This window comes from Streptomyces sp. NPDC006332, assembly GCF_040612855.1.
In the GTDB taxonomy this organism is placed as follows: domain Bacteria; phylum Actinomycetota; class Actinomycetes; order Streptomycetales; family Streptomycetaceae; genus Streptomyces.
This window is the reverse complement of record NZ_JBEXRA010000012.1, coordinates 158,468-179,894: the sequence shown is the minus strand read 5'-3', so window position 1 is coordinate 179,894 and position 21,427 is coordinate 158,468. Positions and strand designations below refer to the sequence as shown.

21 protein-coding genes are annotated in these 21,427 nt (G+C 71.2%); 8 read left to right on the top strand and 13 right to left on the bottom strand.

From position 1 onward, the window contains the following. Nucleotides 1–156 precede the first annotated feature (156 nt). Entirely contained in the window at nucleotides 157–1,155 is a 999-nt protein-coding gene (locus tag ABZ027_RS14275; protein ID WP_356767880.1) for an inorganic phosphate transporter, read from the bottom strand. 7 nt (nucleotides 1,156–1,162) lie between these two features. Further along, nucleotides 1,163–1,783, bottom strand: coding sequence for a DUF47 family protein (locus tag ABZ027_RS14270; protein ID WP_356767878.1), 621 nt, complete (start codon nucleotides 1,781–1,783; stop codon nucleotides 1,163–1,165). Nucleotides 1,784–1,994: 211 nt separating this feature from the next. On the opposite strand from ABZ027_RS14270, the gene ABZ027_RS14265 reads away from it, so the two are divergent. Further along, entirely contained in the window at nucleotides 1,995–2,354 is a 360-nt protein-coding gene (locus ABZ027_RS14265) for a metal-sensitive transcriptional regulator (protein WP_356767876.1), read from the top strand. Between the two features lie 149 nt (nucleotides 2,355–2,503). Here the strand turns inward: ABZ027_RS14265 and ABZ027_RS14260 are convergent, their stop codons facing one another. From ABZ027_RS14260 to ABZ027_RS14240, 5 genes are all read right to left on the bottom strand, one after another. Next, entirely contained in the window at nucleotides 2,504–2,668 is a 165-nt protein-coding gene (locus ABZ027_RS14260) for a hypothetical protein (RefSeq protein WP_356767874.1), read from the bottom strand. A gap of 113 nt (nucleotides 2,669–2,781) precedes the next feature. Beyond that, nucleotides 2,782–3,615, bottom strand: a complete 834-nt coding sequence (locus tag ABZ027_RS14255) for a hypothetical protein (protein ID WP_356767872.1) — start codon at nucleotides 3,613–3,615, stop codon at nucleotides 2,782–2,784. A gap of 348 nt (nucleotides 3,616–3,963) precedes the next feature. Further along, complete coding sequence (locus ABZ027_RS14250; protein WP_356767870.1) at nucleotides 3,964–4,398, bottom strand: NUDIX hydrolase; 435 nt, start codon at nucleotides 4,396–4,398, stop codon at nucleotides 3,964–3,966. A 23-nt stretch (nucleotides 4,399–4,421) separates the two neighbouring features. After that, nucleotides 4,422–5,519 carry a CHAD domain-containing protein gene (locus ABZ027_RS14245; RefSeq protein WP_356767868.1) on the bottom strand — a complete coding sequence of 366 codons (1,098 nt, stop codon included), beginning with the start codon at nucleotides 5,517–5,519 and terminating at the stop codon, nucleotides 4,422–4,424. Then, entirely contained in the window at nucleotides 5,500–7,866 is a 2,367-nt protein-coding gene (locus ABZ027_RS14240; RefSeq protein WP_356767866.1) for an RNA degradosome polyphosphate kinase, read from the bottom strand. The genes ABZ027_RS14245 and ABZ027_RS14240 overlap by 20 nt, the downstream gene beginning before the upstream one ends. A gap of 276 nt (nucleotides 7,867–8,142) precedes the next feature. Here ABZ027_RS14240 and ABZ027_RS14235 point away from each other — a divergent pair, with 276 nt between their 5' ends. The 5 genes from ABZ027_RS14235 to ABZ027_RS14215 all read left to right on the top strand — a co-directional run bounded on the left by ABZ027_RS14235 (nucleotide 8,143) and on the right by ABZ027_RS14215 (nucleotide 12,828). Next, complete coding sequence (locus ABZ027_RS14235) at nucleotides 8,143–8,685, top strand: RNA polymerase sigma factor (RefSeq protein WP_356767864.1); 543 nt, start codon at nucleotides 8,143–8,145, stop codon at nucleotides 8,683–8,685. Nucleotides 8,686–8,749: 64 nt separating this feature from the next. Continuing rightward, nucleotides 8,750–9,586, top strand: a complete 837-nt coding sequence (locus tag ABZ027_RS14230) for a zf-HC2 domain-containing protein (protein ID WP_356767862.1) — start codon at nucleotides 8,750–8,752, stop codon at nucleotides 9,584–9,586. A 172-nt stretch (nucleotides 9,587–9,758) separates the two neighbouring features. Next, complete coding sequence (locus ABZ027_RS14225; protein ID WP_356767860.1) at nucleotides 9,759–10,625, top strand: ABC transporter ATP-binding protein; 867 nt, start codon at nucleotides 9,759–9,761, stop codon at nucleotides 10,623–10,625. Further along, entirely contained in the window at nucleotides 10,622–12,154 is a 1,533-nt protein-coding gene (locus tag ABZ027_RS14220) for an ABC transporter permease (RefSeq protein WP_356767858.1), read from the top strand. The genes ABZ027_RS14225 and ABZ027_RS14220 overlap by 4 nt, the downstream gene beginning before the upstream one ends. Further along, nucleotides 12,145–12,828, top strand: a complete 684-nt coding sequence (locus ABZ027_RS14215) for an ABC transporter (RefSeq protein ID WP_356767856.1) — start codon at nucleotides 12,145–12,147, stop codon at nucleotides 12,826–12,828. Before ABZ027_RS14220 ends, ABZ027_RS14215 begins: the two co-directional genes overlap by 10 nt. Before the next feature lie 59 nt (nucleotides 12,829–12,887). Here ABZ027_RS14215 and mshD read toward each other — a convergent pair whose 3' ends face one another. Beyond that, nucleotides 12,888–13,814, bottom strand: coding sequence for a mycothiol synthase (gene mshD / locus ABZ027_RS14210; protein WP_356767854.1), 927 nt, complete (start codon nucleotides 13,812–13,814; stop codon nucleotides 12,888–12,890). 171 nt (nucleotides 13,815–13,985) lie between these two features. On the opposite strand from mshD, the gene ABZ027_RS14205 reads away from it, so the two are divergent. Both ABZ027_RS14205 and ABZ027_RS14200 read left to right on the top strand, forming a co-directional pair. Then, nucleotides 13,986–15,821: a bifunctional metallophosphatase/5'-nucleotidase gene (locus ABZ027_RS14205; protein WP_356767852.1), complete on the top strand. Its 1,836-nt coding sequence runs from the start codon at nucleotides 13,986–13,988 to the stop codon at nucleotides 15,819–15,821. 92 nt (nucleotides 15,822–15,913) lie between these two features. Further along, on the top strand, nucleotides 15,914–17,158 hold the full coding sequence (locus ABZ027_RS14200) for a DUF2993 domain-containing protein (RefSeq protein WP_356767850.1): 1,245 nt from the start codon (nucleotides 15,914–15,916) through the stop codon (nucleotides 17,156–17,158). A 37-nt stretch (nucleotides 17,159–17,195) separates the two neighbouring features. Here ABZ027_RS14200 and ABZ027_RS14195 read toward each other — a convergent pair whose 3' ends face one another. From ABZ027_RS14195 to ABZ027_RS14175, 5 genes are all read right to left on the bottom strand, one after another. After that, the gene (locus tag ABZ027_RS14195; protein WP_356767848.1) at nucleotides 17,196–17,636 is read right to left on the bottom strand and encodes a MarR family winged helix-turn-helix transcriptional regulator; all 441 of its coding nucleotides are present in this window, start codon (nucleotides 17,634–17,636) and stop codon (nucleotides 17,196–17,198) included. Beyond that, nucleotides 17,633–18,013, bottom strand: coding sequence for a hypothetical protein (locus tag ABZ027_RS14190; protein WP_356767846.1), 381 nt, complete (start codon nucleotides 18,011–18,013; stop codon nucleotides 17,633–17,635). Before ABZ027_RS14190 ends, ABZ027_RS14195 begins: the two co-directional genes overlap by 4 nt. 184 nt (nucleotides 18,014–18,197) lie before the next feature. After that, the gene (locus tag ABZ027_RS14185) at nucleotides 18,198–19,196 is read right to left on the bottom strand and encodes an RNA polymerase subunit sigma-70 (RefSeq protein WP_356767844.1); all 999 of its coding nucleotides are present in this window, start codon (nucleotides 19,194–19,196) and stop codon (nucleotides 18,198–18,200) included. 160 nt (nucleotides 19,197–19,356) lie between these two features. Continuing rightward, on the bottom strand, nucleotides 19,357–19,614 hold the full coding sequence (locus ABZ027_RS14180) for a hypothetical protein (protein WP_356767842.1): 258 nt from the start codon (nucleotides 19,612–19,614) through the stop codon (nucleotides 19,357–19,359). Between the two features lie 16 nt (nucleotides 19,615–19,630). Then, the gene (locus ABZ027_RS14175) at nucleotides 19,631–21,391 is read right to left on the bottom strand and encodes an Imm49 family immunity protein (protein ID WP_356767840.1); all 1,761 of its coding nucleotides are present in this window, start codon (nucleotides 21,389–21,391) and stop codon (nucleotides 19,631–19,633) included. Nucleotides 21,392–21,427 lie beyond the last annotated feature (36 nt).

The window sequence follows — 21,427 nt, the reverse complement described above, 5'->3', positions numbered from 1 at the left end:
TCGGAACGTCGCGGAATCGGTTTCTCACCAACTTGGCGGTGTTGACGCGACAACCGCTGCGGGCGGACACCCCCGACCCGTCCCCTTCGCGCCGTGCGCGGGTGCGGCGACCCGGTCCCGGGTGCGCGGGCACCTGAAATGAGGGCTCGCGGGTTGCTAGAGAAACGCCAGGTTCACGATGCCGAAGGCTCCTGCGGCGACCAGGGCCGCTGCCGGCATGGTGATGAACCAGCCGAGGATGATGTTCTTGGCCACGCCCCAGCGCACGGCGTTCACGCGCTTGGTTGCGCCGACGCCCATGATCGCGGACGTGATGACGTGGGTCGTGGAGATGGGGGCCTTGAAGATGAAGGCGGTGGTGAACATGATCGACGCGCCGGTCGTCTCCGCCGCGAATCCCTGGGGCGGGTCCAGCTCGATGATCTTCCGGCCGAGCGTCCGCATGATCCGCCAGCCGCCCGCGTACGTGCCCAGTGACAGCATCACCGCGCAGACGATCTTGACCCATACCGGGATCGGGTCGCCGTAGTCCTCGTGGTCCGCGATGACCAGCGCCATCACCACGATGCCCATGGTCTTCTGGGCGTCCTGGAGGCCGTGTCCGAGGGCCATACCGGCCGCCGACACGGTCTGCGCTATCCGGAAACCGCGCTTGGCCTTGTGCGGGTTGGAGCGCCTGAAGAGCCACAGGATCGCCGTCATCACCAGGTAGCCGACGACCAGTCCCACCACCGGCGAGATGAACATCGGGATGACGACCTTGTCCAGCACGCCGCTCCAGTACACGGTCGTGCCGCCGGCCAGCGCCGCCCCGACCATCCCGCCGAACAGGGCGTGCGAGGAGGACGACGGCAGCCCGAAGTACCAGGTGACCAGGTTCCAGGTGATCGCGCCGACCAGCGCCGCGAAGAGGATGCCCATCCCCTTGGACCCCTGGGGGGTCTCGATCAGTCCCTCGCTGACGGTTTTCGCGACCCCGGAGCCGAGGAACGCACCGGCAAGGTTCATGACAGCTGCCATCGCGAGTGCGGCCCGGGGGGTGAGCGCGCGCGTCGAGACCGACGTGGCGATCGCGTTCGCCGAGTCGTGGAAGCCGTTCGTGTACGTGAAGAAGAGCGCGACCGCGATGGTCACGACCAGAGCCAAGGTGTCCATGTAGAGGTCAGGACTCCTTGACGGCGATGGTCTCCACCGTGTTCGCCACATGCTCGAACGCGTCGGCGGCTTCCTCGAGCACATCCACGATCTGCTTGAGTTTCAGCACCTCGATGGCCTCGTACTTGCCGTTGAAGAGCATGGCGAGCAGCTTGCGGTGGATCTGGTCCGCCTGGTTCTCCAGCCGGTTGACCTCGATCCAGTACTCGGTGAGGTTGTCCATGGTGCGCAGGTTCGGCATCGCCTCGGCGGTCAGTTCGGCCGCCCGCGCCAGTACCTCGACCTGCTGCTCGACGCCCTTGGGCAGTTCCTCCACGTTGTAGAGGACGACCAGGTCGACGGCCTCCTCCATGAAGTCCATGATGTCGTCGAGGGACGACGCGAGGTTGTAGATGTCCTCGCGGTCGAAGGGCGTGATGAAGGAGGAGTTCAGCTGGTGGAAGATCGCGTGCGTGGCATCGTCACCTGCGTGTTCCGCGGCCCGCATACGCTCTGCGATCTCGGCCCGGGCGGAGGCGTCCGCCCCGAGCAGTTCCATGAGGAGTTTCGAGCCCGTGACGATGTTGTCCGCGGAGGCGGCGAACATGTCGTAGAAGCTCGTCTCCCTGGGGGTCAGACGAAAGCGCACAAGGGGTCCTCGGGGTGCATGGGTTTCGGTCAGGCTGATGCTAGGTGCATCATCCGGCCACGGCTAATGGGCCGTCCCCCAGTGTCGCCCATGGTGCACAGTGGTCGGCAGGGGGGCCGCCCGCAGGCCTCCTACCCCGGAAAGTTCGGTAGGATATACCCTGTAGGGGTATAAGTCTGTTCATGGTTCTGTCCATGATGTGGAGGACGCGATGACGACCACAGAGGCCGGTGCGCCGGCGCCCTCCGCCGCCGAGGAGTCCGGCGTCGTGACGGACCACGACCGGGGCGTGCACGGGTACCACAAGCAGAAGGACGAACACCTCAAGCGGCTGCGCCGCATCGAGGGCCAGATCCGCGGACTTCAGCGGATGGTCGACGAGGACGTCTACTGCATCGACATACTCACCCAGGTGTCCGCCTCCACCAAGGCCCTGCAGTCCTTCGCCCTGCAGCTCCTGGAGGAGCACCTGCGCCACTGCGTCGCCGACGCGGCCGTCAAGGGCGGCGCGGAGATCGACGCGAAGGTGGAGGAGGCGACGAAGGCGATCGGGCGGCTGCTGCGTACGTGAGTGCTCCTGAGCGCGCCTGAGCGCACTGGGTGGCCGAAAAAGGGCAGTCGCATCGGTTCATGGGTGCAGGTAGCGGGGCCGGCTCATGGGTTCAGGGAGCCGGGCCGGCTTATGGGTTCAGGGGCCCGGATGCGGTCGGCCCGTGTGTCTCAGGCGCGTTCCTCGGCCACTCGTAGGACCTTGTCGATGCTTTCCAGGCTGAGCCGGCCCTCGCCGGCGGCCGAGGCCGCGATGATCAACTCTCCGCAGAGTTCTATCTCGGCGAGGGCCACGTGGTCCTGAACTGCCGTACCGCCGACCGGAGCCACGCGCATCACCTCGTCTCTGCTGTCACCGGCTTCCTAGAGTAGGGAGCGGCCCACGTGCGGCGCATGGCACGGACGGGCTAGTTCTTGACGTCCGTCACGAGTTCGTGCAAGGCCGGCCGTCATTCCTCGGCGATCCGGCCGGCGTAGATGTCGCCGTCCGCCGGCAACCGTACCTTCGCGGGGGTCCCGAAGTCGTAGAGCAGGGTTGTCGAGGCGACCGCGACGGCCTCGTTCGGTTGTCCGCCGACGAAGCTGAAGCGGTGGCGGATCTTGCGGACGCGTCCCTGGTCGTCGAGGTAGACGTCGAAGGGCACGCTGGGCGAGGCGAACCCTTTCGCCGCGGCAGCCAGCGGTCCCTTGCTCCCGGCGGACGCCTTCCTGGCTGCCGCCCCGAGGTCGGCCGTCCCCCGGTAGTGCCGCACCGCGGTCCCCGCGACCTCGGTCTCGCCCACGTACGTCGCCGTCCGCGTCCCGCGCAGCACCTCGGCGGCGGCGAGCGGGTCGGTGGCCCCGCCGGTGACGAGGTTCCCGTCCGAGAGGGTGGCGGTGTCGACCCGGACCCATTTGTCGGCGGGTACACCGGCTCCCCGGTTCTTCATGAACAGGGCACCGGGCGCGAGGAGTTCGGTGATCGGCCGGTGCTCGACGGTGCCCGCCGGGTCCTGCGGCAGCAGCACCTTCAGCCGCCCGAGCTGCCGGCGGTAGTCGTACACGCCCTCGCCCCGGATGGCGACCCGGGTTCCGCCGTTGGCCATCTCCATCGACGTACGGGCCTTCGAGGTGCCGGCGTCCACCAGGGTGTCGGCGACCCGGCGCAGGGTGCTGACCGGGTCGGCCGCGCGGGCGTCCTCGACGGCCGCCCCACTGCCGCAGCCGGCGGTGCCGAGGGATCCGCAGAGCAGGAGCCCCGCCACGACGACCGCACCGCCGGTACGCTTCTGCCGCTCCGCCATCGCCTGTCTACCCCCAGCCGGTATGTCCGTCACGGGCCCCCGTGTCATTCCGCTTAACGACTCGTATGAGGGCCCGTCACGCGCACACCAGCCGTTTACCTTGGCTGGGTAACGTTGTCGGGGTGGCGCAGCAGGACAGGATTCCCCCACCTCCCGACCGACCGGCCCACCACACGCAGACGGTCGAGCAGGGCCGTTTCTGCCTTGCCCGCTGTACCTGTGGCTGGCGCGGCCCGGCGCGCAGAGCCCGCAGCCAGGCCCGCGCGGACGCCGAGGGGCACTATCGGGACTGAGGGGCAATCCCTTTGGGCACGGGCGTATGCGGCCTTCAGGTGCCTTCCGGTGCGGTCAGGTGCGTTCGAACACGCGGACCAGTAGTTCGTCGATCAGGGTGCGGTCCCGGGGCTGGGTCAGGCGGGGGCGGGCCGCCGTCGGGGGGAGCCAGAGGATGCGGTCCACCTCGTCGCTCGGGACGAACACGCCCTCGGTGGCCTCGGCGGCCCAGTAGCGGACCTCCTTGGCGCGGCCGCCCGCCATGTAGCAGACGGTGGACAACTCGGCGCCCGGCGCGGCCTCGTAGCCCGTCTCCTCGGCGACCTCGCGGAGGGCGCCGGCGAGGTGGTCCTCGCCGCGCTTCAGCTTGCCCTTGGGCCAGGACCAGTCGTCGTATTTCGGCCGGTGCACCAGGCAGAGCTCCAGCCCGCCGTCCACCGGGGAGCGGCGCCACAGGACGCAGCCCGCCGCCTGGACGGGGGCTTCGGGGGCTTGCTCGGGTTGGTTCATGTCGTTCACCGCCTCCTGAAGGGTCAGGGCGTGCCGACCGCCTGCTTCTGCCAGGACTGCTGGAAGGCGAAACGTGCCGCCTCCACCTCGTGCCGCTGGTCCGCGTGGAGCACACCGAGGGCGTAGGCGGTCGCCGGTGCGATACGCGGGGTGCGGGCCGCCTGCGCCGCGGCCGCGGCCGCCTCGGAGGCGTCGCGGTGCCGGTCCAGGGCCCGGCCGGCGGTCAGCAGGCGTACGTCCACGGGGGCGTTGGTGCCCTGGAGGACCTCGCGGGCGTAGCGGTGCAGGCGCAGGAGCAGGCGGACCTGGTGCCAGGAGGTGTCCTGGGGGTGCGGGGCGGGGTCGGGGGACAGGCCGTGGATCAGGGCCTCGGCGTTGTAGGGGTGGCCGGCCGTGACGAGGGGGAGGGCACTCACCGCGTCGGTGAGCCTCTCCTGGGCCGCGGTGGCGTGCGGGTGCAGGGCGGTGGTGGCCGCGGTGGGCACGAGCGGGACCTCGCTGGCGAGTACCGCGATGTTGTCGGCGACCGCGTGGAAGCGGGAGGAGCCGAGGGCCTGGAGGGCGGTCGAGTGGGCGCGGGTCCTGGCCAGGGTCAGCTGGCGTTCGAGCAGGGCGCCCGCCTTGGCCGCGCCCACCGTGAGGTTGCCGCGGTCCGGGGCCGCTGGAGGGGACGGCGGACCGGAGCCGCCGGCCTGCGCCGCGCCCACCGTGGCGCCCTTCGGCTGGGTCGGGAACACCGTCCCGGACAGCCGGTGCAGGGCCAGCAGCAGCCTCTCCAGGCGGGCCGAGTAGGCGTGTTCCATGGCCAGGGTGCCGGACAGCCAGGCCAGTTCGGGACGCATGGACTCCGACCAGTCCGCGTCCAGCAGGGGGCGGAACGTGTGCAGGCTGCCGCTGATGCGGCGGACCGCGCGGCGCAGGGCGCGGGCCGGGTCGACGGGATCCCCGGGGCTGCCGGGGCCCTGCGGGCCCGTGCCGTTCGCGGCGTTGCCGCCGGTCTCCCGGTGCAGCCGCAGGGCTCGGAGGAACTCCGTGGCCTGGGCCCGCAGGTAGTCCGCGAGGGCGTCCCCGGTCACCGGCCCGGCCAGCGGGTCCGTCGGGTCAAGGTGTTGCTGTGCCACGCCGGCGCCTCCGGGCGTCTATGAGCATCTCCTGGACGTTGCGCAGGGGTTGGCCGTCGGCGTCGGTCGCGTGCCTCGTCCACTCACCGTCCGGGCCGAGGTGCCAGGAGGAGGTGGAGTCGGACATGCCGGTCTCCAACAGCCGGTTGAGCGCCGCGCGATGGGCCGGGTCGGTGACCCTCACCAGCGCCTCGATACGGCGGTCGAGGTTGCGGTGCATCATGTCGGCGCTGCCGAACCACACTTCGGGTTCGCCGCCGTTGCCGAAGGCGAACACGCGGGAGTGTTCGAGGAAGCGGCCGAGGATCGAGCGGACCCGGATGTTCTCGGACAGGCCCGTGACGCCGGGGCGGACCGCGCAGATGCCGCGCACCCACACGTCGCACTCCACGCCCGCCTGGGACGCGCGGTACAGGGCGTCGATGATCGCCTCGTCCACCATCGAGTTGACCTTGATACGGACGAACGCGGGACGTCCGGCCTGGTGGTGCTGGACCTCCTTGTTGATCCGCGCGATCAGGCCGTCCCGCAGGGACTTGGGGGCGACCAGGAGACGGCGGTAGGTCTCCCGGCGCGAGTAGCCCGACAGGCGGTTGAACAGGTCGGAGAGGTCGGCGCCGACCTGCGGGTCCGCGGTGAGCAGGCCGAGGTCCTCGTACAGCCGGGCCGTCTTCGGGTGGTAGTTGCCGGTGCCGACGTGGCTGTAGCGCCGTAGCGTGTCGCCTTCCTGACGGACCACCAGGGACAGCTTGCAGTGGGTCTTCAGGCCGACCAGGCCGTAGACCACGTGGCAGCCGGCCTCCTCCAGCTTGCGCGCCCACTTGATGTTGGCGTGCTCGTCGAAGCGGGCCTTGATCTCGACCAGGACGAGGACCTGCTTGCCCGCCTCGGCGGCGTCGATGAGCGCGTCGACGATGGGGGAGTCGCCCGAGGTCCGGTACAGGGTCTGCTTGATGGCGAGGACGTCGTCATCCTCGGCCGCCTGCTGGAGGAACGCCTGCACCGACGTCGAGAACGAGTCGTACGGGTGGTGCAGCATCACGTCCCGGGCGCGCAGGGCCGAGAAGATGTCGGGCGCGGACGCCGACTCGACCTCGGCCAGGTCGCGGTGGACGCCGGCGACGAACTTCTTGTACTTCAGCTCGGGCCGGTCGAGGGAGCCGATGCGGAAGAGGCCGGTGAGGTCCAGGGGACCCGGCAGCGGGTACACCTCGGCCTCGCTGATCTTCAGCTCCCGGACCAGCAGGTCGAGCACCTCGCGGTCGATGTTCTCCTCGACCTCCAGCCGCACCGGCGGCCCGAAGCGGCGCCGCATGAGCTCCCGCTCCAGGGCCTGGAGGAGGTTTTCGGCGTCGTCCTCCTCGACCTCCAGGTCCTCGTTGCGGGTGACCCGGAAGGCGTGGTGTTCCAGCACCTCCATGCCCGGGAACAGCTCCTCCAGGTGGGCGCCGATGACGTCCTCCAGGGGGACGTACCGGCCCTGGGAGACCTCCAGGAAGCGGGACAGCAGCGGCGGCACCTTGACGCGCGCGAAGTGCGGGGTGCCGGTGACGGGGTTGCGTACCCGCACGGCCAGGTTCAGGGAGAGGCCGGAGATGTAGGGGAAGGGGTGCGCCGGGTCGACCGCCAGCGGGGTCAGCACCGGGAAGATCTGGTGGCGGAAGAGCGTGAAGAGGCGGGCCTGCTCCTTCTCCTCCAGCTCGTTCCAGCGGACCAGGTGGACGCCCTCCTCGGCCAGGGCGGGGGCGACGTCCTCGTGGTAGCAGGCGGCGTGCCGGGCCATCAGCTCGCGGGAGCGGGCCCAGATCATCTCCAGCACCTCGCGGGGCTGGAGACCGGACGCGGAACGGGTGGCGACACCGGTGTGGATACGGCGCTTGAGACCGGCCACCCGGACCATGAAGAACTCGTCCAGGTTGCTGGCGAAGATCGCGAGGAAGTTCGCGCGCTCCAGCAGCGGCGTGTTCGGGTCCTCGGCGAGTTCGAGGACGCGCTCGTTGAAGGCCAGCCAACTGCGCTCCCGGTCGAGGAAGCGCCCCTGCGGAAGCTGGGGCCCGTCGAACGGTGCCTCCTCGTACGCGTCGAGGTCGGCGTCGATGTCGGGTTCCAGGTCGGAGACGGCCGCCGACACGGTGTGCGGGCGGTGCGCGGCTATGGAACCCACGGAGGGCTGCGCGTGCTGGACCTGTGCCTGGGCGTTTGGCTGGCTCATGGACCCATTCTTCCGCGCCGGGAGCGAAACAGGCGCGTCGGACAGCGCTGGCGGGAGCGCGGCGAGCACGCGGGCGTCCCCGTTCCTCGCGGTTCCCCCGGGGGGAGGCGAAGGCTCTGGCACGGCTGGCTTCATTCGCCGAGCGTCGCAAGCCCGTCTGAACCAATGGTTACGGCGACATGGCGTGCGGGATATCTGGGGGCGGCTCCCGGATATCGACGGGCGGCTGCCGGGCGGCCACGGGTGCTGGTCCGCGACGGTCGCTGGTCCGCGACGGGTGCTGGTTCCGCCGAGGCGCCGGGTCCGCGTCCACCATTTCACTAATTAACTAGGGAAAGGGTGGTTTCCGCTGGTTCGAAAGTCAAGCGTGATCGCGTGAACCGATCGACCCGGCTCGTCCGATGAGGAGACGTGAGCGAGACAAGAAGCGACGGGGAGCTGCTGCGGGCCATCGCGGCGGACGCGGACCGGCGCGCCTTCGAGGAGCTGTACCGGCGGTTCGCGCCGTGGCTCACGGCACGGCTGCGCGGCCGGTGCGCCGACCCCGGGCTCGTCGACGACGTCGTACAGGAGACCTTCCTGGCGGTGTGGCGGGGCAAGGCCCGGTACCGGCAGGAAGGGGACGTGGCGGGGTGGCTCTGGCGCATCGGGTCGCGGCGGCTGGTCGACGCGCTGCGCGGGGACGGGGCTCGGGGGCGGCTGCGGCAGGCGCTGGCCCGGCTGCGGCACCGGGACGAGGCGTCCGCGGAGGAACGGGTGCTCGCGGGCGTGGAGCACGGGGACCTCGCGGGGGCCCTGGTCCGACTCTCACCGGAGCTGCGGGCGGTCCTGCAGGCGACGGTCATCGACGGCCTGACCACTCGAGAGGCGGCCGTCCTGCTGGGCATCCCGCCGGGCACGGTCAAGACCCGGGCGATGCGCGCGCGCCGGCAACTGCGGGAGGCGCTGGCATGAGGACGGGCGAACGATCGCGAAGGACCGGCATGAGGACGGGTGGACGACGGTGGGAGGTGGCCGCATGACCTGGCATGTGAGCGAAGAGGATCTGCGGGCCTACGCGCGCGGAGAGTTGGCGCCGCCCGTGCTCTGGGCCGCCGACACCCACCTCGGCGCCTGCGCCCGGTGCCGGGCCGTGCTGGCCGACGTCGGAGACCCGGCCGCCCTGGACGCCGGATGGGAGCGTCTGGACGCCGAACTCGACGCGCCCCGGCCCGGGTTGGCCGAGTCGCTGCTGGTGCGGGCGGGGGTCCCCGACCACATCGCGCGGCTGCTCGCGGCCACCCCGGTGCTGCGCGGGTCGTGGCTGGGCGCGGTCCTCGCCGTGCTCGGCATCAGCGTCTGGGTGAGCAGTGCGCTGCGGACCACAGACTCGCCCACGCTCTTCCTCGCCCTGGCCCCGCTGCTGCCGCTGGCCGGCGTCGCGCTCTCGTTCGGGCCGGTGCTGGACCCGACGTACGAGATGGCCGTGGTGGCCCCGCTGCACGGCTTCCGGCTGCTGATGATCCGGACGGTCGCGGTGCTCGTCGCCGGACTCGGCCTCGACGGCCTGGCCACGCTCGCCCTGCCCGGGTACGGGCTGCGGGCCCTCGCCTGGCTGCTGCCCGCGCTCGCCCTCACCGCGACCGGGCTGGCACTGACTCCCCGGCTGGGCCCGGTGCGCGCGCCCTCGTTGGCCGGCGGCGCGTGGATCGCGCTCCTGCTCGCCGCGCGCGTGGCCGATCCGGGAGCCGACGGGGCGCTGGTGCCGTTCACCGCGCTCGGGCAGGGAGTGGCCGCCGCGGTGGCCGCGCTCGCGACCGGGCTGCTGTTCGCCGGCCGGGACGGCTTCGACCGGTTCCTGGGGAGGGCCGTATGACCGAGGGCCGTGTGACCGAGGGCCGTGTGACCGAGGGCCGTGTGACCGAGGGCCGTGTGACCGAGGGCCGTGTGATCGCGGCTTCTCCTGCTCCACGGCATGGCCGTGGGACCGCGGCGACGGCCGCGTGGATGACTTCCGCAACCTTCGACCATCCTCTTGGGAGCGCCGTATGACCCCCACCGTCTCCGCCTCCGGGCTCAGCCTCCGCTACGGCGGTACGCGCGCCCTCGACGACGTGTCGCTGCGGCTCGTGCCGGGCGTCACCGGGCTGCTCGGGCCCAACGGGGCGGGCAAGACCACCCTGTTGCGGGTGCTGGCCACGGCCGTGCCCGCCGATCGCGGCGCTTTCACCGTGCTCGGCCACGACCCGGGCACCGCGCGCGGCCGGCAGGAGGTGCGGCGGGTGCTCGGCTACCTGCCCCAGACCCCGGGCTTCCACCCGGACTTCACGGCCTTCGAGTTCGTCGACTACGTGGCGATCCTGAAGGAGCTCACCGACCGCACCGCACGCCACCGCGAGGTGCGGCGCGTCCTGGACGAGGTGGACCTGGCCGAGGTGCGCGGCAGACGCATCAAGAAGCTGTCCGGCGGTATGCGGCAGCGGGTCGCGCTGGCCGCCGCCCTCGTCGGGGACCCCGGTTTCCTGGCCCTCGACGAGCCGACCGTCGGCCTGGACCCCGAACAGCGGATGCGGTTCCGGGAGTTGATCGCTCAGGCGGGAGAGGGCCGGACGGTGCTGCTGTCCACCCACCAGACGGAGGACGTGGCGATGCTCTGCCACCGCGTCCTGGTGATGGCCGGCGGCCGTGTCCGCTTCGACGGCACCCCGGCCGAACTGACCGCACGGGCGGCCGGCCGGGTGTGGAGTGCCGCCGAGCGTGCCCCGGCCGCGAAGGCGGGCTGGCGCACCGGCACCGGCAGCTTCCGCAACGTGGGTGATCCGCCGCCCGGTGCGGAACTCCTCGAACCCACCCTGGAGGACGGCTACCTGCTCACCCTCGACGGCGAGGACGCCCAGGAGGTGACGGCGGCATGAGTGCGGTCATGGAAGCACCACGGACTGTGGCGCCCACTGAGCCCGGACCGTCGTGGCGGGCCGTGGTGGCGCTGGCACTCTTCGAGGCGCGCGAACTGCTGACGCGGGTCCTGGTCCTGTTCGCCCTCCTCGTCCACGTCGCCTGGATCGTGTGGCGGACCCCGGACTCCTATGAGGGCTACCCGGCCCTTCAGGACGTCGACCGCGCCACCCAGGGCCCGCCGGTGCTCGTCGCACTCGCGGTGCTGCTGGGCGTCAACCACGCGGTGCTGCGCGCCAAACGGAGGGACACCGAACGGCACTTCGCCGTCCTGGTGGTGCAGCCGTGGCAGCGTACGGTCGCACACCTGCTGTCCGTCGTGCCGGTGGCCGCGGTGGTCGCGGTGTGTGTGGCCGGGCAGTTCACCTGGGAGGCTCTCAAGCCGGGGGCGATCGGCCGTGGTTCGGTCGGCGAACTGCTCGTCGGCCCACTGACGGTCCTGCTGTTCGGGGCCGCCGGGGTTCTGCTCGCCCGACTGGTGGCGTCGGTGGCCGCGGCGCCGCTGCTGATCGTCTTCCTCCTCTTCCTGATCCTCTTCTTCTTCGGCGCGTCCTCCGGCGATGAGGAGGGCGGCACGCGCTGGCTGTACCCGGTGGTCATGGAGGGATTCGGCGGCGGCAACGCCTTCCCGTCCGACCTGCTGGGCCGCCCCGCCGCCTGGCACGCCGTGTACCTCCTCGCGCTCTGCCTGACGATCGGTCTGCTCGCGGTGCTGCTCGGCGGCGGGCGGCGGATCCGGACCGTGCAGGGTGCCTTCGTGGGCATGCTCGCCCTGACCGTGCTCGGCGCCTTCGCCCAGATGACCGGCCCGGCCGCCACGACCGCCGCGCGTGAACGGGCCTCGGTCGCCCCGGAGAAGGAACAGACCTGCGTCGAGCGGGACGGGTCCACGTACTGCGCGTTCCCCGAATGGATCCCGCGGGCCACCACCTGGGCCGACACGGTCAAGCAGGTCCAGTCCCTCGCGGGCGGCGCCGCGCACGACCAGAAACTCCTCGTCCGGCAGCGGATCGAGGCCCGCTACGGCCTGAACACCGGCAGCACGATCGACCCGTCCACCACCCCGCACCAGGTGACCGTGGGCACGACCTGGGGCGGCAACCGCGTCCCCGAGTTCTCGGTCGCGGTCGCCGGAGTGCTGGTCACGGGCAGCGAGAAGACGGCGACCCGCGACCTGTGCGACGGCCGGATGGTCACCATCATGTGGCTGGGCCTGGCCGGCCGGCCCGACCCGATGGGCGACCTGGCCCGGGTCCGGCTCGACGACAGTGTCAGCGGTTCCGCGCTCGTCCTGTCGCCGACCACGGGCCTGTACATGACGGACGGCCAGACCAGTGTCGTACGGCAGCTGCTCGACCAGCCCCGGCGGACGGTCGCCGCGCGTGTGACCTCGCACTGGGCCGAGCTGACCGCGCCGAAGGTGACGACCGCCGAGGTGGCTCGGCTGCTGGGCGTCGAGGCGCCGAAGGAGGCGGACAAGTGCCTGTAGCAGCGACCGTACGGGTGCTGCTGGTCCCCCTCGCGCGGACGATGCCGTGGCGGACGCTGGGCGCGGCCGGTGCGGTGGGTCTGCTGCTGGCCGCCGTGCCCCGGCTGCTCGGCGACCAGCCCTCCGACTGGCTGGCGCTCAACCTGCTGCGGGTAGCCGCCCTCGCCCTCGCCGCGGGAGGGGCGTTCCTCCTGGACGACCCGGCCCGCCACACGACGACACCGGTACCGGTACGGCGGCCCGTCCGCCAACTGCTGCGGGCCGCGATGATGGTCCCGTTCACCGCGCTGTTGTGGACCACCGCCGTCCTGCTGGTGCCGGCGGGTGTTCGTCCTCCGGTGGGCGCGGTCACCCTGGAGGCGGCGACGGCGTTCGCGCTGGCGCTCGCCCTGTCCGCCGCGTCGGTCCGCTTCCGTGAGGAACCCCGGCCGGGGGCGGGGGTGACGGCGGTGCTGCTCACCGGGGCCGTCCTGTCCTGGCTGCTGCTGCCGGACCGCTGGGCGCTCGTCGTGACGGTGACGGACGAGCGGTGGGCGTCCGCGCACCAGCGGTGGGGGGTGCTGCTGGTGGCGGCGTTGCTGGTGTGGGGGGTGTGCGGGACGGAGCCGTTACGGCGGCGGCGGCGACGGCGGCGGGCGGCGGGTTCGCCGGAACCGGCGCGCACCACTACCTGACCGCGCCCGGTCACGCGGTCCGGGGCCCGGCCACGTCCCCTCGCTCACACCCTCCTGGCTCAGCTCTCCGTGCGGTACATCAGGTCCGTCTCGTACGTCCGGAAGCCCAGGCGTTCGTACACCGAGACCGCCGCCTCGTTGTCGGCGTCGACGTACAGCATCGCCGTCGGCAGCCCCTGATCCGCGAGGTGCCGTAGCCCGATGGTGGTGAGCGCCTTGCCCAGGCCACCGCCCTGGGCGCCGGGCCGGACTCCCAGGACGTACACCTCCCCGAGCTGTTCCGCCGCGTGGACCTTCGTCCAGTGGAAGCCGACGAGTTCGTCGCCGCGGAAGGCCAGGAAGAAGCCCGCGGGGTCGAACCACTGCTCGGCCATGCGGTCGTCGAGGTCCCGCTGGGTCAGGGACCCCTGCTCGGGATGGTGCGCGAAGGCCGCCGCGTTCACCGCGAGCCAGGCCGCGTCGTCGGCGCCGGGGACGAAGGCCCGTACCGTCACGCCCTCCGGGAGCACCGGATCCGGCAGGTCCAGGTCGCCCAACGACCGCCGCATCTGCCGTAGTTCACGGAACAGGGTCAGGCCGAGGACCTGCGCCAGGTGACGGGCGGCGGAGTGGCCTCCGTGCGCCCACACCCGCAGCCGCTTCCCGGACGCGGCGAGCAACGCGGAGCCCAGCGCCCGGCCGTGGCCGTGACCCCGGTGCGAGGGGTGGACGACGAGTTCCGCCGTCGGCGCCTCCACCGGGTCGGTGTCCTCCAGCTGGGCGTAGCCCACGAGTTCGTCCCCGACGGTCAGCAGCAGATGGGCGACTCCGGGGCGCGGGCCGCCCCGCAACTGCAACCGGCCCTGTTCCGACACCGCCTGCTGCCCGTCGCCCTCCGCCGCCGTCGCGAGCAGCGCGAGCACCGACTCGGTCTGGTCCGGGGAGAGCTCGGTGCGGGTCTCGATGGAGCGGGGGATACCGGTGCGTGCGATGTCGTCGCTGGTCATGCGTACGAGGGTAAGGGGAGGTCCCGGCAAAGTGGCGGCAAAGAAGCAACCAGGCTGTAACCGGGAAACCTCTGTCGCGCTACGCGCGTTGACCCTAGGCTGCGCCGGACGAGGCCCCACTGCACACCTGCTCGCGGGGGCCACTTCCACACCTGAGTCACAGGGGGGCGTATGCCAGCCACATCCCACCCGCACCCGGATCGAGACGCGAGCCGCAGACCTCGTAGCCGCCGGTTCCTCGCCGCTGCCTCCGGTCTCGTCGCCGTCGCCACCGTCGGCGCGCTGGCCGCCGCGCTGCCGGCCGCCGCGAGCGCGGGCGAGAGCAAGGGACGCCCGGGCGGTCACGCGCCGGGCCGCTACCAGGACGTACAGCTGCTGTCCTTCAACGACCTGCACGGCAACCTGGAGCCGCCGTCCGGTTCCTCCGGCCGGGTCACCGAACTCCAGGCGGACGGCACCACGAAGACGATCGACGCGGGCGGCGTCGAGTACCTCGCCACCCATCTGCGCGAGGCCCGCAAGGGCAACCCGTACTCCGTCACCGCGGCCGGCGGCGACATGGTCGGCGCCTCGCCGCTGATCTCGGGACTGTTCCACGACGAGCCCACCATCGAGGCGCTCAACAAGCTCGACCTGGACGTCACCTCCGTCGGCAACCACGAGTTCGACGAGGGCGCCAAGGAACTCAAGCGGCTGCAGAACGGTGGCTGCCACCCGACCGCCGGCTGCTACACGGACAAGAGGTTCAAGGGCGCCGACTTCCCCTACCTCGCGGCCAACGTGCTGGACGAGAAGACCGGCAAGCCGATCCTCAAGCCGTACTGGGTGTGGAAGAAGAAGGGCGTCAAGGTCGGCTTCATCGGCGTGACCCTGGAGGACACCCCGGGTGTCGTCTCCGCCGAGGGCGTCAAGGGCCTGAAGTTCAAGGACGAGGTCGAGACGATCAACAAGTACGCCAAGGTGCTGCAGAAGCAGGGCGTGAAGTCGATCGTGGCCCTCATCCACGAGGGCGGGCTGCCGGCCTCCTCCTCGTACAACTACGACTGTGACGCGGGCGGCGCGGGCGACGGCATCTCCGGCCCGATCGTCGACATCGCCAAGAACATCACGCCGTCGGTGGACGCCCTGGTCACCGGCCATACCCACGCGGCGTACGTGTGCACGATCCCCGACCCGGCGGGCAAGCCGCGCATGGTCACCTCGGCCGCGTCGTTCGGCCGTCTCTACACGGACACCACGCTCACGTACGACCGGTGGACGGGGGACATCGCCCGTACGGCAGTGAAGTCGGCGAACCACGTGGTCACCCGGACCGTCCCCAAGGCGACGGACATGACCTCGCTGATCAGCAAGTGGAACACCCTCGCGGCGCCCATCGGCAACCGCGCCATCGGCCACATCTCCGCCGACGTGCCGAGCACCGGCACCGAGTCGCCGATGGGCGACCTGATCGCGGACGCGCAGCTCTGGTACGGCCGTGAGCTGGACGCCGGGACAGACCTCGCGCTGATGAACCCGGGCGGCGTCCGGGCGGGCCTCACCTACGCGGCCAAGGGCAGTGAGGGCGACGGCGTGGTGACGTACGCCGAGGGCTTCACCGTGCAGCCGTTCTCCAACACGGTGAACCTCCAGGACTTCACGGGCGCCCAGCTGATCCAGGTGCTCAAGGAGCAGGTGAGCGGCGTGAACGCGGCCGCGCCGAAGATCCTTCAGCCGTCCGCGAACCTGACGTACACCCTGGACCTGACGAAGACCGGCGCGGACCGGGTCGTCACGGACTCCATCAAGGTGAACGGCACGGCGGTCGACCCCGCCGCCACCTACCGCGTCGCGACGAACAGCTTCCTGGCGGGCGGCGGCGACGGCTTCACCACCCTGGGCCAGGGCACCGGCGACCTCGTCGGCACCGACGACCTGACCGCCCTGGAGCAGTACCTGACGGCCAACTCCTCGGCGTCCGCGCCGATCGCGCCGCCGACGACGAACCGGATCACGATCGTGCAGTAGCGAACGTTCAACGGGTCCGCGGATCGTGAGCTGAGTCGCAGAGCGCCGGTTCAAGTTGCGGGTGGGGGGTACGCGCATGGTCGGATGGATCGATGCGCGCCCCCCATCACAACCCGACGCATCCCCCCGCACATGCGTATGCAAATCCTTACGACGAGCTCGGTGCCCTCGGTGACGACGGCCCGACCGGTCCACACGGACCACTGCAGGAGGCCCTCGAGCGGGGCTCCGAGCAGGGCTCCGAGGACGACTCCTGGGCTCCGCCGCACCACGGCCGAAGCGCCAGCGGCACCCGCCGTCGCAAGCGGGGCCGGTTCGCCGGACTTCCGTTCGCGGTAAAGGCGGTCTGCGGCCTCGTCGTCCTCGCCGCCTTCCTCACAGTCGCCGACCGCTGGGCCCTGCTGTACGCCGAGGGCCGGGCGGCGGACACCCTCAAGGACCGGCTGAAGCTGAGCGCGGCGCCCGAGGTGGAGATCGGCGGATTCCCCTTCCTCACGCAGGTCGCCGACAAACGGCTCGACTCGGTACGGCTGACCGTGCCGGACGTCGCCGCCGACCGGGTCTCGCTGGCCCGCGTGACGGCCACCGCGCACGACGTCCGTCTGAACGCGGACGGGCTGACCGCCATACGGGGAGCGGACATTCCCCGGTTCGACGGCGAAGTGCTGCTCTCCTTCGACGATCTGAACCGTGAACTCGGCGCGTCCCAGGTGAAGTTCACCGGCCAGGGCCAGGACCGGGTGCTGGCACGCGGCACGTTGCCGGTCGCCGGACACGATCTGCGGCTACGGGCCGACGCGCGCCTGCGGCAGGAGGGCGACCGGGGCATCGCCACCGAGATCGACGGAATGCGCCTGGACATCGGCGACTTGGCGACCTACCGCCCGGGAACCTCGGCATCCGAGGGCCTCCATCTGACCCGCGAGGCCGCCGCCGACCTCGCCCAGGAGACCCGCAAGGCGAAGGCACTGCTGGCGGTGCCGTCGGTGGTACGGGTGCTGGGCGTCCCCGACTCCGAGGTCCGCGAGGCGGAGCGCTCCGACGCCGCACTGTCCCGGCTGACCGGGCGCCCGAGCTTCGTACGGCAGGCCATGGGCCTCAACCTCGTCGATCTGGCCGTGGAACAGCCCGAGCTGCTGGAGCGCCTCGGCTTCGACCCCGCCCTCCTGGACGCCCTGCCCCGCCTGACCCGACCGGTCCTCGCCGACCAGCTGTCCCTGGGCTTCGAGATACCCGAGCCGGAGCAGGGCCAGGTACGGCTGCGGGACGTGCGGGTGCGCGAGGACGGGATCCAGGTGCGGATCGAGGGGGCGGGGCTGTCGGTGGGCGGGTCCTGACGGTCATTCCGGTAGGCGGGACTGACGGTCGGCGTGGTCAAGCGTCCAACACATGGGACCGGTCGATCAGGTGCGTCATCGCCTGCTGAAAGTCCCGACGCTGCTGATCACCCCAGCCTTCGGTCAGCCGGTCGAAGACCCTTTCCTGCCACTCATGAGCTTGCTGCAGCTTGAGGTGGCCGGATGGGGTGACTGTCACCTGACGGCGACGGCCATCTGTCTCCGAGGGCTGCATGGTCAGGTACCCCGCCTCTGTCGCGCTCTTGACCAGTCGCGATGCTCCGCTCTGGTCAATGCCGATCTCGTCGGCGACGGCATTGACCGTGGCCGACATCCCTCGCTGCGTCAGGGAACAGACAGCCTCGGTGACGAGCACGAGCCGGCCCTGCTCGGCAGGTATGTGGTCGCTCTCCAACGACCGGCGCGACCAGTGCCGGACGAACGCGAACAAGACCTGACCCGGTCCGGGGCCGCTCATTCGGTGGCCGCCATCTCACGGCAGATGTAAGCCAGCTCCAACGCCGACTTCAGATCGGGGAGTCGCAGTGAGGCGGTCACTTTCTCGCCGGCCACCCGGAAGAGCGTCGCCACCCGGGTCGGCGCCGTACTCTCCGGCCAAGTGGCGTCCTCCTCCACAACCATGAGGCTCTCACTGACCGGGTGCCACGACCGCGGGATGAGCTTGATCCCCGACCGCTCCACCCACTCCGCGAACTGCTCGGGCGTAAGGGGACCGGCCCCCTTTGGTCCCAGGACGACTATCGGAGCACCGACAGCCCTCGCCGACCGCTCCAGGTCACCGTCGTTCACACTCGCATGCCACTCGTTGATGGCTGCTTCCAGTGCTGACTCCATAGCCAAAGTCTATGTGAAACGCATGCATTTCTGGAGTCGGGACGGTCAACAACCTCCTGCCCGGCAACCTCAGAACTCCGCCACGGCCACGACGGCGATGACGAGTGCGGCGACCAGGAGGCTGGCGAGGGCCGCACGCTCCCAGACCCTGCGACGCGCGGCGCGACGTCGGGCCGAACCGGGACTACTCCGATCCGTTCGCCGGCAGGCGCTCCGGCAGCCCGAGCCGCGGGAACTGGTCGTCGTGGAAAGTGACGATCTCGGTGATGGCCCCGCCGGTGATGCGCAGGACGTCGATCGTCAGCGGCAGGTACGCGTCCTCCTGCTCCCGCCAGAGGTAGAAGGCGAGGGCGGGCTGCCGGTTCACCGATGTGCGGACACAGCGCAGGCGCCCCAGGTCCTCGAAACCGTCCTCGACCCAGTTGTTCACCACCGTGTCGCGACCGACGGACAGGCCCGGGGTGGGCGGCATCGAGCAGCGGACGTCGTCCCGCAACATGGCAGCGAGACCGTCGACGTCCTTGGCGACGCTCGCTTCGGTGAAGCGGCGCACCAGCTCGCGCGTCTCCGGGTCCTGTTCGCCGCCGGTCCAGTCCTGCCGCTCGGCGGGCAGGTGCTCCCGCATGCCGGCGCGGGCCCGCTGCAGCGCGCTGTTCACGGAGTTGACGGAGTCCCCGAGGGCCTCCGCGACGTCCTTCGCCGGCCAGCCGAGCACGTCCCGCAGGATCAGCACGGCCCGCGGGCGCGGCGCGAGGTGCTGGACTGCGACCAGGTACGCCAGCTCGATCGTCTCCCGCGCGACGGCGACGGTCTCCGGCTCGTCCGCTTCGCCCGCGGGCAGTTCGTCGAGCAACCGGTCCGGGTAGGGCTGCAGCCACAGCACCTCGCCGCCGGTCGCGGGCTCCGGGCGGCTCTTGGCGAGCAGGTCCAGGCAGGCGTTGGTGGCGATCCCGTACAGCCAGGCCCGGAACGTCGACCGCCCCTCGAAGGTCTCCCGCCTCCGCCAGGCACGGAGGAACGTCTCCTGCACGGTGTCCTCGGCGTCCTCGAACGACCCGAGCATCCGGTAGCAGTGCACGTGCAGCTCCCGCCGATGCCGCTCCGCCAGCCCCGAGAACGCCGGCTCGTCGAACTCGTCCAGCCCGTTCACGCCCAGCTCCTCCAGCCGTGTGTCCGCACTCATCACGTCATCCTCCGCCTCGTCGCGTCCCTTCGTAGGTGTGACGGGTGCGGGCGCGAAAACTCATCACCAGGCCGGAGTGATGACGTAGGCCAACAGCTGGATCCCGGTCATCGACTGGTGCGGGTCGTCGGCGGTCGCGGTGAGCAAGGTGATCGGGTCATCAAGCTTCGCCCTGGCCCCCGTCCTCAGCGAGCCCGTCCTCGGGCCTGTCGGGGAAGATCAGCTTCACCCCGAACCTGATCACCACGAAGCAGCTCAGCACGATGGCGAAGCGAACGATTCTCACGCCGCCCTCCCACTCGGTCGAGGGCCCCAGGGCCAACCAGAACGCGAGAGCCATCCCCGCCATCACCACCGCCACGCCAACTAATCGGCGCACCCCGTCAATCCCTTCCCCTTCTTCTTCTTCCGCGTTCACGACTCTTGCCCGCGCCCTAGAACGGCTCCGCCGCCGCCAAAATCCGAGCCGGCAGGTAGGGGGACGTGACCCTGATCTGCCAGCCCCGGCGGCGGGCGTGGCAGACGAGGGCCAGGATGTCGAGGTTGATCGCGGCGTCGCAGTCGGTGGCGCGGTCGGCGACGCGGTGGTGGTCGCGGTGGGCCTCGAGGGCGTCGAGGAGGGCCAGGTTGAAGGAGGTTTCGTCGCCTTCGACGAGTTGGGAGAACAGGACCGCGGGGGGCGGCAGGAACGCCTGGTTCTGGGCCTTCGCGCAGTCCAGCAGGGCCTGGTCCGTGGCGGGTTCGGGGTCCTCGCCGCGCAGGTAGTCGTGCAGGGCCTGCCGGTACGAGGCGAAGGGGGACCCGTCGGCCGAGACGCAGGTCGGGCCCGCGAGGACCAGCGGCGCCAGGTCCTCCCGGCGGCCCGTGATCAGGGCGAGGTTCACCGCCCGGTGCCAGGCGCCCGGCCCGGCGTCCTCGTCACGGCAGGCGGGGTACGTGACGGTCGTCCCGTCGATCGTCACCTCGACCTCGGTGCCGGGCTCCGCCAGCGTCGTACGGAAGAGCGCGGCGCCCAGCTCGGCGGCGAGCCGCAGGTTGCCGAACTGGAGGTCGCTCGCGTCGGCGGAGTGTGAGGCGCGGGTCTTGAAGAGGATCTCCTGGTCCGTGACGGCGTGCGCCAGCTCCCAGGCGGCGAGTGGTTCCCCCGGCACCGGGGTGAAGGCCTCCCGGGTGTATCTCTCGAACTGGGCCTCGCTCTCCGCGCTCAGTGGCTGCGGGTCCACCGGGCGCTCCAACTCCACCACTCCGCAGGCGAGTTCGGCGACCGCGTCGGGGCGCCGGTCACGACCGTACGCCCCCACCCGCGGCGGTGGCGTCTCGAAGCCGGTGACCAGCGCGTGCGGCAGGTACCCGGAGTCGACGGGCGGCTGCCAGCCCTCGCGCCGGTACGCCAGCGCCGTCAGCGCGAGCGGCAGCAGCGGCAGCAGACTGCCCGGACGCGCCCCCGGGCCGGGGATGTCGGCCAGCGGCAGCAGCAGTCGTACCACCGCCGAACCGAACGCCTCCTGGTCGCCCGCGGTCAGCGCGCGCAGGGCGTGCAGGCCGAGGCCGTGCGGGTGGTCGACCAGGTCCTCGGCGGTCTCCGCCTCAAGGGCCCGGATCCGGGCGATCGCCGCGTCGATGGCGGCGAGCTTCTCCTCGCGGGAGGGCGGGTAGTTCGCCTCGTCGTCCCCGGTGTCGCCGATGACGTACGCCATGAAGCCGTTGATCAGTTCGGTGTCGGGCCGTCCGGCACGGCCCTTCTGCGGGGCCTCGCGGGCGAAGTGGAAGGCCTCGCCGTGCCATTCGGCCTTGGCGCCCAGGACGGACAGACAGAACGCGTCCAGCCACTGGCCGGCGCGGACCGACTCCGGGGTGCCCTCGGGCTCGGGGTCGTAGACCATGCCCCAGTTCACGTAGTTGAGGAAGACCTGGAAGTGGTTGTGCGGGAAGTACGCCGCGTACGCCACCGCCCCCGCGGCGGCCTCCACGGCGTCCTCCAGCACCGCCTTCGCCTCCGGCGTGTGCAGGTCGGGCGTCTCGACGGAGAGCGCGCCGAGGTACTCGACGAACTCCTCGGCGAGCAGCCACCACTCGTACGAGGTCACCGGACCGGCCTTCGACATCGACCGCACCTGCGAGCCGATCCGGTTGGCGAAGTCCTCGCGGGCCGCCGCGACGGCCGCCTCCCCGACCCGGTGCCGCTCTATTCGCACTGTCTGGCTCCCCCGTCGTTCCCCGATTCCATGATC